The sequence below is a fragment of the Candidatus Jidaibacter acanthamoeba genome (genome assembly GCF_000815465.1).
Taxonomy (GTDB): domain Bacteria; phylum Pseudomonadota; class Alphaproteobacteria; order Rickettsiales; family Midichloriaceae; genus Jidaibacter; species Jidaibacter acanthamoebae.
Genome location: NZ_JSWE01000058.1, coordinates 14,509 through 29,262 on the forward strand (window position 1 = coordinate 14,509; position 14,754 = coordinate 29,262).

At 34.1% G+C, this 14,754-nt stretch carries 17 protein-coding genes and 1 tRNA gene; 7 read left to right on the forward strand and 11 right to left on the reverse strand.

Translation table 11 applies throughout. The features are described from left to right. The first annotated feature begins 31 nt into the window (after positions 1-31). Together rplQ and NF27_RS01460 are read left to right on the forward strand one after the other, a co-directional pair. The gene (gene rplQ, locus NF27_RS01455) at positions 32-412 is read left to right on the forward strand and encodes a 50S ribosomal protein L17 (protein WP_038539989.1); all 381 of its coding nucleotides are present in this window, start codon (positions 32-34) and stop codon (positions 410-412) included. A 38-nt stretch (positions 413-450) separates the two neighbouring features. Then, the gene (locus tag NF27_RS01460; RefSeq protein ID WP_039455312.1) at positions 451-939 is read left to right on the forward strand and encodes a GNAT family N-acetyltransferase; all 489 of its coding nucleotides are present in this window, start codon (positions 451-453) and stop codon (positions 937-939) included. Between the two features lie 153 nt (positions 940-1,092). Here the strand turns inward: NF27_RS01460 and NF27_RS01465 are convergent, their stop codons facing one another. From NF27_RS01465 to proS, 4 genes are all read right to left on the reverse strand, one after another. Beyond that, entirely contained in the window at positions 1,093-1,854 is a 762-nt protein-coding gene (locus NF27_RS01465; RefSeq protein ID WP_039455074.1) for a GNAT family N-acetyltransferase, read from the reverse strand. 14 nt (positions 1,855-1,868) lie between these two features. Further along, positions 1,869-2,036: an EVE domain-containing protein gene (locus tag NF27_RS12255; protein ID WP_161791761.1), complete on the reverse strand. Its 168-nt coding sequence runs from the start codon at positions 2,034-2,036 to the stop codon at positions 1,869-1,871. A 167-nt stretch (positions 2,037-2,203) separates the two neighbouring features. Continuing rightward, positions 2,204-3,223 (reverse strand): tRNA (adenosine(37)-N6)-threonylcarbamoyltransferase complex transferase subunit TsaD, encoded by a 1,020-nt coding sequence (tsaD, locus tag NF27_RS01475; protein WP_039455077.1) that lies wholly within the window; start codon positions 3,221-3,223, stop codon positions 2,204-2,206. Beyond that, entirely contained in the window at positions 3,217-4,500 is a 1,284-nt protein-coding gene (proS, locus tag NF27_RS01480) for a proline--tRNA ligase (RefSeq protein ID WP_039455081.1), read from the reverse strand. The genes tsaD and proS overlap by 7 nt, the downstream gene beginning before the upstream one ends. A gap of 136 nt (positions 4,501-4,636) precedes the next feature. Here proS and NF27_RS01485 point away from each other — a divergent pair. From NF27_RS01485 to mreC, 3 genes are all read left to right on the forward strand, one after another. After that, a tRNA-Ser gene (locus tag NF27_RS01485) sits at positions 4,637-4,727 on the forward strand. 21 nt (positions 4,728-4,748) lie between these two features. Then, positions 4,749-5,657 (forward strand): lipoyl synthase, encoded by a 909-nt coding sequence (gene lipA, locus NF27_RS01490; protein WP_039455083.1) that lies wholly within the window; start codon positions 4,749-4,751, stop codon positions 5,655-5,657. Further along, positions 5,650-6,495: a rod shape-determining protein MreC gene (gene mreC, locus NF27_RS01495; protein WP_039455085.1), complete on the forward strand. Its 846-nt coding sequence runs from the start codon at positions 5,650-5,652 to the stop codon at positions 6,493-6,495. The genes lipA and mreC overlap by 8 nt, the downstream gene beginning before the upstream one ends. Before the next feature lie 61 nt (positions 6,496-6,556). Here the strand turns inward: mreC and NF27_RS01500 are convergent, their stop codons facing one another. The 4 genes from NF27_RS01500 to NF27_RS01515 all read right to left on the reverse strand — a co-directional run bounded on the left by NF27_RS01500 (position 6,557) and on the right by NF27_RS01515 (position 9,382). Beyond that, positions 6,557-7,021 (reverse strand): hypothetical protein, encoded by a 465-nt coding sequence (locus NF27_RS01500; RefSeq protein WP_039455087.1) that lies wholly within the window; start codon positions 7,019-7,021, stop codon positions 6,557-6,559. Between the two features lie 21 nt (positions 7,022-7,042). Then, the gene (locus tag NF27_RS10970; protein ID WP_053332473.1) at positions 7,043-7,798 is read right to left on the reverse strand and encodes a pentapeptide repeat-containing protein; all 756 of its coding nucleotides are present in this window, start codon (positions 7,796-7,798) and stop codon (positions 7,043-7,045) included. A gap of 89 nt (positions 7,799-7,887) precedes the next feature. Then, positions 7,888-8,643, reverse strand: coding sequence for a DUF748 domain-containing protein (locus tag NF27_RS01510; protein WP_039455088.1), 756 nt, complete (start codon positions 8,641-8,643; stop codon positions 7,888-7,890). 22 nt (positions 8,644-8,665) lie between these two features. After that, positions 8,666-9,382 carry a lysophospholipid acyltransferase family protein gene (locus NF27_RS01515; protein ID WP_053332474.1) on the reverse strand — a complete coding sequence of 239 codons (717 nt, stop codon included), beginning with the start codon at positions 9,380-9,382 and terminating at the stop codon, positions 8,666-8,668. A gap of 212 nt (positions 9,383-9,594) precedes the next feature. Here NF27_RS01515 and pal point away from each other — a divergent pair, with 212 nt between their 5' ends. Together pal and obgE are read left to right on the forward strand one after the other, a co-directional pair. Further along, positions 9,595-10,059: a peptidoglycan-associated lipoprotein Pal gene (gene pal, locus NF27_RS01520; protein WP_039455090.1), complete on the forward strand. Its 465-nt coding sequence runs from the start codon at positions 9,595-9,597 to the stop codon at positions 10,057-10,059. A 75-nt stretch (positions 10,060-10,134) separates the two neighbouring features. Then, entirely contained in the window at positions 10,135-11,121 is a 987-nt protein-coding gene (obgE, locus tag NF27_RS01525; protein WP_039455092.1) for a GTPase ObgE, read from the forward strand. Positions 11,122-11,191: 70 nt separating this feature from the next. Here the strand turns inward: obgE and NF27_RS01530 are convergent, their stop codons facing one another. From NF27_RS01530 to NF27_RS01540, 3 genes are all read right to left on the reverse strand, one after another. Next, entirely contained in the window at positions 11,192-12,178 is a 987-nt protein-coding gene (locus tag NF27_RS01530) for a hypothetical protein (RefSeq protein ID WP_039455094.1), read from the reverse strand. Positions 12,179-12,538: 360 nt separating this feature from the next. Further along, complete coding sequence (locus NF27_RS01535) at positions 12,539-13,084, reverse strand: hypothetical protein (RefSeq protein ID WP_039455096.1); 546 nt, start codon at positions 13,082-13,084, stop codon at positions 12,539-12,541. A gap of 278 nt (positions 13,085-13,362) precedes the next feature. Next, positions 13,363-14,637, reverse strand: a complete 1,275-nt coding sequence (locus tag NF27_RS01540) for an MFS transporter (protein ID WP_039455097.1) — start codon at positions 14,635-14,637, stop codon at positions 13,363-13,365. Positions 14,638-14,754: the final 117 nt, after the last annotated feature.

Consider the following 14,754-nt stretch of genomic DNA (forward strand, 5'->3'; position numbering starts at 1 on the left):
ATTTTTGTGAAAATCAGTTTGGAGCAATAAGATGAATCATGGAATTAAAGGAAGAAAGTTTGGTAGGTTTACCGGCCATAGAAGAGCATTATTTGCTAACCTTTGCAAAGCTCTTATCAAGCATGAACAAATTACTACAACTCTACCTAAAGCAAAAGATTTAAGACCTATCGTTGAAAAATTAATCTCTCTTAGTAAGAGGGGTGATTTACATGCCAGAAGACAAGCAATTGCTTATCTGGGAGATGCACCTGAGGTTAGAAAACTGTTTGATGCGGTTGCAGGTCGTTATAAAGAAAGAAACGGCGGTTATACCAGAATCCTCAAAGCAGGTTTTAGATATGGTGATGCTGCCCCAATGGCAGTTATTGAGTTAGTTGATAGAGATGTTAATGCTAAGGGTGCCGCCTAAACCCTTTTATTACCGTTATGGTATTTAAAAAAGACAGTATGGTAAATATAAGCTTATTAGATCAAGATGATTGGCAAGCTTGGAAAGATTTAAGATTAGAAGCGCTCCAAAATGCTCCTCATACTTTTGGAGCTTCTATTGAAGAAGTAAATAATTTAGATAAAAAAGACTTTCAAAGCCTCCTTAGTAAAAATAAAATTTTTGGTGCTTTTCTTAATACGCAGCTTATCGGTTGTACAGGGTTTTATGTTTTAAATTCACTTAAAACAAAGCATAGGGGAGTACTTTGGGGGATGTATGTTACGCCTAAGCATAGAGGCAAAAATATAGCGGATAGTTTAGTTGATGCTGTTATTTCTTATTCTAAATCAATAGTTGAGCAATTAAACCTAAAATGTGTTATGACCAATCATAGTGCTGTTAAGCTTTATAAAAAACATGGATTTAAGATTTACGGTACTGAACCGCGAGCTCTGAAAGTAGATAATAAATATTATGACGAGTATATAATGGTATTAGAGTTATAATATTAAACTAATTTTACTATAGTAATCATCTTTAAAATTCAGTATTTGCTACCCTTGTCAAAGAAAACAACTTCGTTTTGCTTTTTACTAGTAAGGTTGATTATGCTTAAGCAGAGAGCCAATCTGGTTTGTTGCTACCCCCAATAATAAATTTTATTTTAAACTATAAATCTTATTGTTAAACAGTTCCTTAAACCCAATCTTCCTATAAATACTAAGGCCTGCTTTAGAGGCTTCCAGAAAACAATAATCTGCTTTAAACTTTTTTGCCTTATTTAATACATGCTTTATCATAGTGCTTGCATATCCTTTACCTTGAAAGCCGGGCAGTGTGCCAACATCATCAATTCTTGCTATGTTGTTATTGATAGAAAGGGTAATGGAAGTTACAGGGTTTGAACCCGTAAATCCTACATGATGATGAAAATATCCTTTTTTCTTGTTTGCTCTGGAATGAGCTGTTATATATTGATTCATAGCTTCTTCGGTAGATTCGAAAGCCTCTAACAGTGGTTTTGTCCAATTATTTAAATCATTATTACTTTCTATGATATTTAGGCTATTATCAATTTTAAAAATTTGGTTGCATCTTAAGTCGTAAACCATAGCAGTAGATTCATCTATTAATTCTAACCCATTATGCTCAAAAGTATTGTCTAACTCTTCTGTTACAAGCTCTTCTTTTGAAATCCAGATCCATGGCAGGTTATAAGAGCTATATAATTCTATAGCCTGTTTTAGAGATAATTGCGGATTAGTAAGAGTATCTCGTTGTGCAACTATATTAAGTCCAGCAGAATTAACACCTGTTACATAAGCAGTTGTATTATTCTCAAGAACAGCTACTTCTTTGCTAATATTTTTAAAAAAGAAATCTTCTGTTTGGTAAAATAATTTAATTATTCTATTTTCCATTTTCCATTTTACACCTATTTAATTGGCATGTACCCTAACATTTCTTCTGCAATATTTGCAAATGATTCTTGGTCAATTTCTAAAAAGGCAAATCTAAAAACATATCCCCAAGATTCTTTATTTTTTATAAAATTTAGCTTTGGAATTATATGAGTAATATCAACATGCTTTGCCCCTCTCAAATATTCGATATTACTTCTAAATGGTTTAAATTTCGGATACCTTTCTCCCTGATAAACCTCATCATCTTTCTCCTATAGCTGTAAACTTCTTATACGGCTCAGATCCTTCCATAGCCACTTTTGAAGAATAATAGATAATACGATCACCTTTACTAAAAATAATTATATTAAATACTATTAAGCTCTTCCAGGAGCCATCTTGAGCGAGGTTCGAAATTGAGAGAATCAACAATGCCGAGCTTAAATCTTTCAACCCCTACCCAGGCAATCATCGCGGCATTATCCGTGCATAAATGAACGGGTGGAGCATATAAATTGAAATTGTACCGTTCTAAAACTACTTGTAACTTTTCTCTAATATATAAGTTAGCGGCAACTCCGCCGGCAATCACAAAATTATTGGAATAAGGATGGCTTTCTCTAAAAATTTTTATGGCATTTTCCGCTTTTTTACAAAAAATCTCAGCCACCACGTGCTGAAATGAAGCGCAAACATCAGCTTTATTTATATCATCAGTTTGATCGATAGTTCGCTTAACAGCTGTCTTTAAGCCGGCAAAGGAAAAATCACAATTATTTTGATTAAGTAAAGGTTTAGGGAAGTTAAAAGCATTAGGGTTACCGAGCTTAGCCAATTTTTCGATTTCGACCCCTCCCGGATAACCGAGGCCCAGCATCTTTGCTACTTTATCAAAAGCTTCGCCAACTGCATCATCTAAAGTTGCACCTAATCTCTTATATTTGCCGACCCCTAAAACTTCCAATATCTGACAATGCCCACCTGAAACCAGCAGCATAAGGTAGGGGAACTCAATATCGGAAGTAAGCCTAACCGTTAATGCGTGCCCTTCCAGGTGGTTTACCGCAATAAACGGTTTTTTAGCTACGCTTGCCAGAGCTTTTGCCGTCATCACTCCGACCAGTACACCCCCGATAAGCCCGGGTCCGGCAGTTACTGCAAAAGCATCAATGTTTTTGAGTGAAATAGCCGCATTAATAAGAGCTTTATGTACTAGATTGATGATCTGCTCTATATGGCTTCTTGCAGCGATTTCCGGTACTACACCGCCAAACGGCTGATGCTCCTCAAGTTGAGAGAGTGTAAATAGTGATAAAATCTCTTTATTATGGTTTACTATTGCAACCGAAGTTTCATCACAGCTGCTTTCAATCCCTAATACTAACATTGCCTTAATTTATTAATTGCAGTTTCTAAGCTTAGCTCCTCTTTCTCCCCAGTCTTGCGATTTTTAAGTTCAACCATACCGGTACTTATCCCTCTGGGCCCTACAACTAACTGCCAAGGTAAGCCGATTAAATCCATTTTAGCAAATTTTGCACCTGCCGAATCCGAGGTATCATCATATAACACGTTAGGGATTGTATTAATTACCTGCATACACGCTGCATTGCATTTTTCGTCTTCCGCTTTAAGGTTAATCAGCCCTAAGCTAAAAGGTGCAACACTTGCCGGCCAAATAATGCCTTTCTCATCATGAGAAGCTTCAATAATTGCAGCAATTAATCTTGATACTCCGATCCCGTAACATCCCATATGCGGATAGATGAGCTGGCCGTCTTTGCCTTGTAATGTTACTTCCAAAGATTTACTATATTTCTGCCCTAAGTAAAATACATGCCCGACTTCAATCCCTTTTTTAACTAATAAGTTTTCTTCACTAACTTTACATTCTTTCGGGTTATGCTTATCTTTATCAGCTGCATAGTATTTAGAAAATAATTCTAAATCAAAATTACTATTAAGGTGCTTCTCCAGCTCTCTATCATAATAAATTGTGCTTTCACCGGTTTCGGATAAAATATGAAATTCATGGCTATAGTCTCCGCCTATTGAGCCGCTGTCGGCAGTAACGGGGATAGCCTTTAACCCTAATCGGTTAAATATATTTATATAGGTTTGCATCATAGTTTTATAGGTTTTAAGTGCAGCCTCTTTATCAATATCAAAAGAATAAGCATCTTTCATGAGGAATTCTCTTCCGCGCATTAGCCCGAAGCGCGGCCTAATTTCATCTCTGAATTTCCAGCTTATCTGATATAAGTTTTTGGGCAAATCCCGGTAAGATTGAGTATTATTATTAAATAATTCGGAGATTACCTCCTCGGCAGTTGGGGCAAATAGTAATTGATTACCATGTCGATCTTTCATTTTAAGCATTTCTTCGCTTAAATCATCGGTTCCGCCGAACCTACCGGATTTTTTCCATAACTCCGCCGGTTGAATGCAAGGCATTAAAACCTCTTGTGCGCCAGAAGCATCCATCTCTTCTCGTATGATGTTTTCTATATTTTTTAGAACTTTCAATCCCAGCGGTAACCAATTATAAATACCGGAGGTTAATTGGCGTATCATACCGCTTCTTAACATTAATTGATGGGAGACAACTGAAGCTTCAATCGGAGTTTCTTTTAGTATCGGTAAAAAATATTTACTTAAACGCATAATAAGTTCATTCTATATATGGATAAGCCTACTATTTAACATGAATAGAGAAACTATGGAATATGTTATTTAACTAAATCCTTCACCTTGTGTTTTAAAAGTTTATTTAGTATAGTCAGTAGGAATTTATGAATTCGGAAGGATGGCCGAGCGGTTGAAGGCGCACGCCTGGAACGCGTGTATATCTGAATAAGGTATCAAGGGTTCGAATCCCTTTCCTTCCGCCATTTTAAAATTGGTAATGGAAAATGTTAGCAAACCGAACAACCAACAAGCCGACAAAACCGGATTGGATTAGAGTGAAAGCTCCTACTTCAAAGGAATTTTTAAATACCCATGAACTGATTAGGAAGCATAAACTTAATACCGTATGCGAAGAAGCAGCTTGTCCGAATATCGGAGAATGTTGGCAAAAAGGGCATGCTACAGTCATGATTTTAGGTAGCGTTTGTACTCGTGCTTGTAGGTTTTGTAATATTGCTACCGGCATTCCGGATAAACTTGATCCCCATGAGCCTGAAAATTTAGCTAATGCTATTTCTCAACTTAATTTAGCGCATGTAGTTATAACTTCAGTCGATAGAGATGACTTAGATGACGGTGGGGCGAGTCACTTTGTAGAATGCATTGATAAAATTAGAGCTAAGGCGCCAAGTACTACTATTGAAATCTTAACTCCTGATTTTTTAAGAAAAGATGGGGCAGTAGAGAAAATAGTAAAAGCCAGGCCTGATGTGTATAATCACAATATTGAAACAGTTCCGTCATTATACCAAAAAATAAGGCCGGGAGCGAGGTATTTTCATTCACTGAATTTATTGCATAGTGTAAAGAAACTTAATCCTCATATTTTTACTAAATCAGGGCTTATGGTAGGATTAGGGGAAACTAAACAGGAAGTTTTACAAGTAATGGATGATTTAAGAGCAGCTGAAGTGGACTTTATTACTATAGGTCAATATCTTCAACCGACACCAGCTCATGCCGCGTTAGAAAGGTTTGTTACTCCAGAAGAATTTGAATACTATGAAAGAATAGCTAAGTTTAAAGGGTTTTTAATGGTTTCGGCCAGCCCGCTTACCCGGTCATCATACCATGCCGGAGATGATTTTATAAAACTTAGATCAGCAAGAGAGCAGCTTTTGAAAAATGAGTAAGCTGCCGATTAAATCAAAAAGTACTATTAAAGGGAATATTCTTACAATTATTGGTTTAATCTCCGAAAGATTCAGCAGCATCGGAGCAATTATACTTTGCTTGATATTTATGCTTATTCTAAACACAAATAATATAGTTTCAAAGTTTGTTAACAAACAGGCGATCAAGGTAATATCACAAGTATACCAAGTTATTAATTTTCCATTTGAGACAATAAATATGCTTGTTTCGGATATTGAAAGATATACCAGCGTTATTAATGAAAATGAGGTTTTAAGAAAGGAAAATTCCTACTTAAAATATCAACTTAAACAGATGGAAACCGAGATTAATTTTAATATCTCACTAAAAAAATTATTGAATGTAGTCGAATCTTCAAATTATGAGTTTATCACTGCTAAGGTAATCAGTAAGAGTTTTGATAATTTTCATGTAAACCTGTTAATTAATGCGGGAAGTAAGCATGGTGTAAAAGAAAATGATATAGTAGTTTATAATCAGGATCTTATCGGCAGAATTATAGAAGTCTCAGAAACTTCTTCTAGAATTCTTACTATTGCCGATCCTCAATCAAAACTTCCTATCATATTTCAAGATTCCGGCGAGCAAGCGATTGCAATCGGTAACCCTAACAATAAAAACATTTTGGCCGCAAAATATATTACAAATCCGAATATAATACATGAAGGAGAACAAGTAATCACTTCGGGAATGGGAGGAGTATTTCCGTTCGGAATTATAGTCGGTACAGCCAGAGTATTTAATAACGATATATTTATTGTAACTACAATAGATTGGAATAAGCTTGATTATGTGGTTGTTAATTTAAGTAGGTAAATTAATAATAGTTATTTTTTTAAATCTAACTTTAAAAAATATTTGATTTGGTATAAGAAAGCTATCTTTGAATTTGATCGGAGTTTATAATTTTATCTCTTACCGTAGCCTTCTCCACCGGAGAAGTTTCTTGCTGTAAAGCTTCCGGTGCTTCAGTAATACTTTGCTCAGATGGTATATTTTTCACTGTAGGAGCTTCCGACTTAATTTCCTGTAGTGTAACTTCCGTTGCCTCTATAATATTTTGCTCAGGTAGCATATCTTCTATTATGGGTACTTCTGATTCAGGTAAAGAAGGAGTTAGTCTTTCTGTTTCTGTTATTTCTTTCTGTTTGCTAAACAGCTCTCTTATAAAAGAAAAAATGCTTTTATTTTGTATAATTTCAGATTCCAACATTAAATCTTCTTTTCCGGGTAACGGAGTTTTAGTTTCATTAATTATTCCTTCGGTGGTTGCACCATGCCAGCTAACACCCTCAAACTGAGTTTTGTTCCCTTTTAGCTCACTATCATGAAAAGTTGCCATATAATATTCTCTCTCCCTATATTATACCCTAGCATTGCTTAGGTTAGCAAAATCAAAGTTGGAATGATAAAAATCCGAGTATTTTAAAATAGCACCAACCATGCTTGCTCTTTTCATATTAGTATATCTGGCATAAGTAGCAACAATTTTAGCGTTGTTTAAGTTAGCCCCTTCGAAATTAGATCTGTTTAGCCTGGCTCCTGAAAGATTAGCATACTGAAAATTAACTTCATTAAAATCCATGTCCTCTAAATCAAAGTAACAATAACTGTTAAATCCCAGCTCATTATCAACTATATAGCCACCGCTTAAATCCACGCCTTGTAAATCTGCTCCGCGTAAATTTACTTTTTTATTTTTTAACTGATCCTGTAGGGAAATTATATTTTTTCTATCAAGTTTAACTTGTTCAAAGCTAACTCCAGTAAAATCAATGTTATATAAGTTCAAGTCTATTAAATCCAAGCCTTTAATATCAATGCCCCGAATATCGGTCAACCCATTTTTAGCATAAGTTAAAATATACTTGAACTGTTCCTTATCAACTTTTGTATTAATAAATCTAGCTTCAGTAATATCAAATTTATTTAGATCGATGCCTCTTATATCCTGATCGGTAAAGCTCGTTTTTTGAATTTTTACTTTTCCGGAAATAGTTAGATTTTTTCTATTATTAGTAAATGTTTCTAAACAATATAAAAGGTTATCTTTAGTAAGATTAAAGTTTAAAGACTCAAGATATTTGTCAATAGTAAATCTTCTATCTTCAGGCAGCATATTGTTAACTATATAATTAGCATTAATTTTATATTAGCATATAAAAATCAAAATGTAATAGATCTAAAATCAGCTATAAATAACTGTATCTATTGTAACAATGACCTCAATTTACCTTCCGTACTTTTAACCGAGTCTTTTAATGACCCTCTAAGATTATTTAAAGTCTTATCAAAATTAATACTCGGGCTTTTGATATTAGCCTTAAGAGCATCTTTATAAATTTGCTCAAGAACAATTAATAGAACTTGCTCAAATAGTAATTTATTGTTGTCTTTACCAATATTTTTTAAATGTATGCTATTTAGTGTTAAATTTGCTTCAACTACACCTGCTAAAGTGTGTAAATATAAATTTTTAATTTCCAAATGCTCAAGTATAACAGCTTTTCTATCTGCTTTTGCTTTATATAGCTTATCTTTATTGCGTTCCGGAATTTCAGGAGTTTGAACCTTTAAGTTTTTAATAATTTGATTAAAGTTATTATTTTTAAGATTAAATTCAATAGTCATTTTTGGAGATTCGATAGTGACCTTATTTATTGTAATATTTTCACTGAATAGAGAGAGGGGGTTAAATTTAGTATATAGCTGTCTGATTTCAACGAAATGAGGAGAAGTATAGCCATGAGGATTGTTAATATTTACGTCTGAAGCTATAAAAGTACCTTTAAATATATCAAGTTTTATTTCTCTGACATTAACATCTACTTTCAGGAATTCAGAAGCTTTTTTCTCAAATGTGCTTTTAACTATTCCACCGATATCATAAGTAACAACTAGGAAGCCTGTAATTAATGATAAAACTACTATTATACTAATAAACCCGAAAATTCTTTTTATCATTTATTTTGCCTCCGCATTTATATTACTTAGAATTTGCCAGTAAATCACTCTCTAAGTCAATATTTTCTTTTAATTTTTTCAACAATTCTTCTTTCTCCAATTCTTCGTTTAGAGGGGGGAGAAAAGAAATTATAATTTTCCCAGGCTTTATTACTTTCAACCCTTTAGGCCAAAACATCCCTGAATTTAAAGCAACCGGAACAATAGGAACATGCTTATTATGCTTATGAATAGCCGCTACCCCGGGTTGAATTTCTTTAGATTCTCCGGGTGCAACTCTAGTGCCTTCAGGGAAAATTATTATTATATTACCTTTTTTTAAAGATATGGTGGTATCTTTAACTATTTTTTTTATTGCACTAAAACCTAAGCTTCTATCGATATATATCATGCCGCTTGCCAGTAGATACCATCCGTAAAAAGGAATTCTGGTCAGCTCCTTTTTTAGTATGTATTTCGCGTCTTTAAAATATGCGGTTAAAAAAACGGTTTCCCAAGTTGATTGGTGCTTTGAGGTTATTATATACGGAGCCTGCGGTAAATTTTCTTTCCCTCTTACTTCATAACTTAATTTACAAATTATTTTTAAAGCTAAAAGCACTACTTTAGCCCATACCAAGCCTATAATCGTTACAGCTTTTTGGTTGAAGGTAAGAAGTAAGGGGGAAAGGAAGGTGAATATAAAGATTGTCCAAAAGGTGATAAATATATGAAATACAGCTGATCTTAAAATTTGCATTTAGAATTTATATAAATTATATGCTGTAGAATAATTACAACATATAGCCAAGTTATTCAATTTTTTAATTAAACAAAAACTATAAAAAATCAAAACCGTTTGACCATAGTTTTTTATAATGCTACTTATTATATATAGGCATTAAAAATCCTAAAGAATTTTCATATATTCTTAACTATTTTATACTAAAAGGTAAGGAGGCCTTTGATTAAATGAAAATGACAAAATTAATGATAGCTGCATTCTCGTTGCTTCTTGTTACAGCATGTAGCCATAAAACAACGGGTAGTGGGGCAGGAACAGGTTCAGGTGCGGGATATTCGTCCGTATGTGATGAACTGCAAAATAAAATCGGCGACAAAGTTTTCTTTGAATACGATTCTTCTCATGTGACAATGGAAGGTAAGGAAGTGCTTGCCAGACAAGCTGAGCTTATGAAAGCTCATCCGGATCTGAATTTCATAATAGAAGGTCACTGCGATGAACGCGGAACCAGAGAATACAACATGGCTTTAGGTGAAAGAAGAGCTAATTCAGTTAAAAACCAATTAGTTGGTTTCGGAATTGAATCAAGCAGACTTACCACCGTCAGCTACGGCAAAGAGCGTCCGGCAATTATGGGTAATGACGAAGCTTCTTGGAGCCAAAACAGGAGAGGAGTTACTGTTGTAAAATAGTAATTTTTTCGTTATATAAGAGAAGAGCTGATTATCTTATCAGCTCTTTTTTTATTTTTTATTTTTTGGTATATAATGCATTTTATTGATGAAGTAAAAGTTTACCTGAAAGCGGGTGACGGAGGTAATGGTGCAGTTAGCTTTCGAAGAGAAAAATTTATTGAATTCGGAGGGCCTGACGGCGGCAACGGCGGTAAAGGCGGAGATATAGTTTTTATTACTACTCCGGGGCTTAACACCCTTATTGATTTTAGGTATAAACAGCATTTTAAAGCTGAACGCGGGGAAGGGGGAAGAGGTAGAAACTGTACTGGTGAATCCGGTAAAGATCTTATTCTTAATGTCCCTGTAGGCACACAAGTTTTTGCACAAGATGGTCAAACCTTAATAGCCGATCTTACCGAACCAAACCAAAGCTATATAATAGCTAAAGGAGGAAGAGGAGGTGCAGGCAATGCAGTTTTTAAATCTTCCGTTAACCAAGCTCCCAAAAGGTCTATACCGGGTGCAGAAGGAGATGAGATAGCAGTATGGCTTAAATTAAAGCTATTATCGGATGTAGGGTTAGTCGGGTTGCCTAATGCCGGAAAATCAACTTTTTTATCAGTTACTACCCAAGCTAAGCCGAAAATCGCCGATTACCCTTTCACTACTCTTAAGCCACAGTTAGGAGTAGTATATATAGATTTAGATGAATTTGTTATTGCTGATATCCCAGGCCTTATTGAGGGCGCGAGTGAAGGGCACGGATTGGGTGATAAATTTTTAAAGCATATTGAGAGATGCTCGGTTTTATTGCATTTGATTGACATAAGAGAAGATGTAGTAGAATCTTATCAAACTATTAGGGAAGAATTAAAAAATTATATTAATGACCTTTCTTCTAAGATAGAAATAATTGCCTTAAATAAATCAGACACACTTTCTCAAGAGGAAATAGAAGTAAAGCAAAACCGGTTAGAGCAATTGACGGGTAAAGAAGTACTAGTCTGTTCCGCTGTTGCTAAGATAGGTATAGAGCCTATACTTCGTAAGCTTAAAACTTTGCTTGGTAATAAATAAACCTGCTGATAAAAAAGCTCCCCAGATTTTAGCTTAAGGAGCTTTACTACTTTTTAATCAAAAAGTGAAGTTACAATTCAGTATGAATATGGATAGTCGGTATAGGAGTTGGTGCAGAAGCAATTATAAACATATCGGATGTTAATTCCGGTATTGTATTTGCATCATAATCATAAATACCTACTAAACACTTAGGGGTAGCCTCAGGTTCATAAATATCTATCGCTTTTAACGGGAGTTTATTCATAGTGCCGTTATAAGATCTAAGGTCGCTAAAGGTTTTACCGCTGAAATTAGAAAAATCAATTTTATCACCTTCATTGGGATTAAAATCTCTGATAATTACTTGGCAATCACCGAGTATGTTATCACTTGCTCCTATGGTTTTTCCTATAGAATAAAAAGCTTCCACGCTAGTTGGGATTTTTATGATGTCCTTATATCCGTTAAGACACTGTGCTTGGCCCTTGTTAAAGCTTGTAATTTCATTAATCGGTAAATTGCTTAAAAACTCACTTATTTTACTGCAATCAACTGCATCTTTCTTTTCAAATGCTTTTATACAGTAATCAAGCGTATCTTTTTCAGTTAAAGGATTATACCTTCCAATACTGCCGATGCCTGAATATGATTCAATTTTGGTATTATTGTTATAAGGATTGCATAAAGTAATACCGTTGTCACTTATAAGTTTAAAGCAATCTTCTGCTCTTTCCTCTTTGTCGCTTGTCCAGTTATCCGCAATTTTTTTGGCAGGTTCTAATTTCGCTTTAATGGTTTCCTTAGCGGAATCTTTTAAATTTTTAATAACTTCTATAGTATCTTTTCCGGTTATTTTAATGTCTTCTACATTATCTTTGCCGATCTTTTTAATATCTTCTCCGACTTTTTTAATGCCGCTTTTAAAATCCTTGCCGGTTTCTGCGGGGCTCTCTTTAATTTCTTTGGCAGTTTCTTTTACGGCATTCACTCCGTCTTTAACTTTTTGCTTTATAGTTGAGGGTGTATCTTTGATCGGCTTCTCAGTATCGTATACTACTTGCTTAGGTCTAGGCATAAGTACCTCCGTATTGGAATTAACATGAGTTCAAGTCGATGTTATTCTTTGAGAAGAATATGTCAATTATTTTTTTAAAAATATTTAAAAATGTAGATGATAGTCGCTGTTTATAGTGAAAAAAAGGTTGTTTATATTAATTTATCAATAATGTTAAGTGTTTTATAATAATTAATATGTTTATGCGAATTGATGTATTGGTGGTTAAGTATGGAAAGTAATACTTAAAAGTAATATTTTATTACATTAAAATCCTTTATAAACCTAAGCGGTTAAATAAAAAATATAGCTTAAGGTACAACCTAAAATAATTCATAAAATTATCTTGGTTGTAACAAGCTAATATAAAGTTATTATTAATTATATTTCATCATGTGCGGATGCTCCTTCGTGGGTATAAGTTGTATCTTCTTCGCTTAATACGGTTCTACGAGATTCAGAGTAAGGTAAAGACTTATCGCTGGAGTTGTTGCTTACAGTGTTTAAGCCCCAACTGAAAGCAGAAGCTCCCAATATTCCGGTAGCAGCACCTGTTCCTATTTGTTTTATTAGGTCTACTTGAGTAAAAATACTTGCAACTAAATCAGGAACTGAAGAGCTATCTTTCGTGTTGCTCATTAATGTATCATGAACATGAATTTTTGTGTGGCTATGATCTTGGTAACTACCCATAACGCCTAACATAGCTGCTGTTATATAGTAAGAATCAGTTACGCCAAGATATTTTAATATTACATCAAGGCTACTCGCAGTTCCGGCGGCAGCAGCAAATTGAGTACCATATTCTTTACCACCTAAAAAAGCGCCGATAGCAACGGAAGTAGATATAAAAAATATTCCGGTTTGGATATTTTTTTCTTCAAAAAAGCTTTTAGAGTCTTTTACAAAATTTTTTATTTTTCTCATAATCAGCACTCCTAAGTCGATTTATAAAAAACCATTACACTTTTGGAAACTATTATTTTTATAGCATACCAAGAAGTGAAAGGGGGAGTCTTGGCAGGCTCCATTGCGAGTAAAATAAGTTAATTTATTATTTAATTTTAATATATTAACATAAATCACAACATATTAGTTATATTATTAAATTGAGAATAAAAATGCAATTCAAATAATATGAAATCTTAAAGATTAAGTTTTACTTTAGTGCCTTATGTGATTGAATCTTTATAGGTAATGGTACCTTAAAATCTTGTAACCTTAATTTTTTTCAAAGAAAATGAAATTATACAACAAAAAATTAAGACTCCGGTTAAAACAGATAAAGCATTAATAAATTGAGTTGCCGTATATTGCCGATTACCATAAGAATTATAGGTTTGATCCCATTGCAGGTCGAGAAGTGTACCTATTAGCTGCTGTAAAATAGCGCTGCCTAACATGTTAAGAGTGTTTACTACTCCGATAATTTCTCCCGAATTTTCCTGCTTAGAAAATTGTAATGCGCCTGTAAAGCACATCATTTCCGCTCCGCAAAAAAATCCTAAAGCAACTAATAGTACTGAAAGTGAATATTCTGAAATAGGCGCGCCATATAATAAATATGAAAAGATAATAAGTATAATAAATCCGCAACTAAATATTGATATATTTAAAATATTGTATTTCTCAGATAGCCAAGGCAGAACTAAACTACCTACGCTTAAACCCGCATACATCATTAAAGCTATATAGGTTGCCGATGATTGGCTTAAATTAAATTTCTGCTTTAAAAAGGATATACCCCATAAATCGGTAAATACGGAAAGAGGCGTATAAAGACCTATGGCAAGGATTGCGTAAATCAAAATATTTCTATCCTTCATTATTTTTATTATATTCTTTAAAACTATCGGAAGCGGGTGTTTGTTCAATTTAGTGTGATGGGACTCTTTGTTTTTGTTAATAAAAATCAAAGCAATTATAAATATAGCCCCGCCTAGAAGCGTAGAATTTAATAAAACATGACGCCAGCTTGAGCTTTCCATAACATAAATTATAGTTTTGCCTGAAACTAAAGCCCCAACAGTACCGAGAGTGAGTGTAGCACCCATTAAAAATGCCCGCTTCCCGGGCGGAAAATGATCGGCAACAATTTTAAGAGCGCACATAAAAGCAGAGCCTGAGCCTATTCCTATAAACACGCGACTTAGTTGTGCGACCCAAAAATCCTGTGCTACAGCAAATAAATAGCTCCCCGTGATGCAAAGCAATATGGAAACAAGAACGGTACGCTTAACTCCGATTTTATCAACAATAATCCCTAAAGGAATCTGGCATATTGAATATGCAAATAATCCGAGTGCACCGAGGGTTGCGAATTCTTCAGCTCGAAGGTTGAATTCCCGGGTTAACTGGTCAACCATTATACCCGGGGAGATCCTTAAAATATATTGATAAAAATAGAAAAGAGCACCTGCAAACCAAGCAAGATATGCGCCGCGAATAATTTTATTATTAAATATTTTTTTAAGTAACATGAAAACTGATATATTCGAAAATGATAATAAATATAAGTTTTATTCTCAGCTAGTCAATATAGATTAAATATAATAGTTTTTAGATTGAATTAATAGACATTGTAAATTATTTTACCT

Coding starts and splice junctions, on each gene's coding strand:
- NF27_RS01530 (WP_039455094.1), bottom strand. CDS start 12,178: ATGCCTAGACCTAAGCAAGTAGTATACGATACTGAGAAGCCGATCAAA.
- proS (WP_039455081.1), bottom strand. CDS start 4,500: ATGCGTTTAAGTAAATATTTTTTACCGATACTAAAAGAAACTCCGATT.
- NF27_RS10970 (WP_053332473.1), bottom strand. CDS start 7,798: ATGCTGCCTGAAGATAGAAGATTTACTATTGACAAATATCTTGAGTCT.
- NF27_RS01535 (WP_039455096.1), bottom strand. CDS start 13,084: ATGAGAAAAATAAAAAATTTTGTAAAAGACTCTAAAAGCTTTTTTGAA.
- NF27_RS01515 (WP_053332474.1), bottom strand. CDS start 9,382: ATGCAAATTTTAAGATCAGCTGTATTTCATATATTTATCACCTTTTGG.
- NF27_RS01510 (WP_039455088.1), bottom strand. CDS start 8,643: ATGATAAAAAGAATTTTCGGGTTTATTAGTATAATAGTAGTTTTATCA.
- mreC (WP_039455085.1), top strand. CDS start 5,650: ATGAGTAAGCTGCCGATTAAATCAAAAAGTACTATTAAAGGGAATATT.
- rplQ (WP_038539989.1), top strand. CDS start 32: ATGAATCATGGAATTAAAGGAAGAAAGTTTGGTAGGTTTACCGGCCAT.
- pal (WP_039455090.1), top strand. CDS start 9,595: ATGAAAATGACAAAATTAATGATAGCTGCATTCTCGTTGCTTCTTGTT.
- tsaD (WP_039455077.1), bottom strand. CDS start 3,223: ATGTTAGTATTAGGGATTGAAAGCAGCTGTGATGAAACTTCGGTTGCA.
- NF27_RS01460 (WP_039455312.1), top strand. CDS start 451: ATGGTAAATATAAGCTTATTAGATCAAGATGATTGGCAAGCTTGGAAA.
- obgE (WP_039455092.1), top strand. CDS start 10,135: ATGCATTTTATTGATGAAGTAAAAGTTTACCTGAAAGCGGGTGACGGA.
- lipA (WP_039455083.1), top strand. CDS start 4,749: ATGTTAGCAAACCGAACAACCAACAAGCCGACAAAACCGGATTGGATT.
- NF27_RS01540 (WP_039455097.1), bottom strand. CDS start 14,637: ATGTTACTTAAAAAAATATTTAATAATAAAATTATTCGCGGCGCATAT.
- NF27_RS01500 (WP_039455087.1), bottom strand. CDS start 7,021: ATGGCAACTTTTCATGATAGTGAGCTAAAAGGGAACAAAACTCAGTTT.
- NF27_RS01465 (WP_039455074.1), bottom strand. CDS start 1,854: ATGGAAAATAGAATAATTAAATTATTTTACCAAACAGAAGATTTCTTT.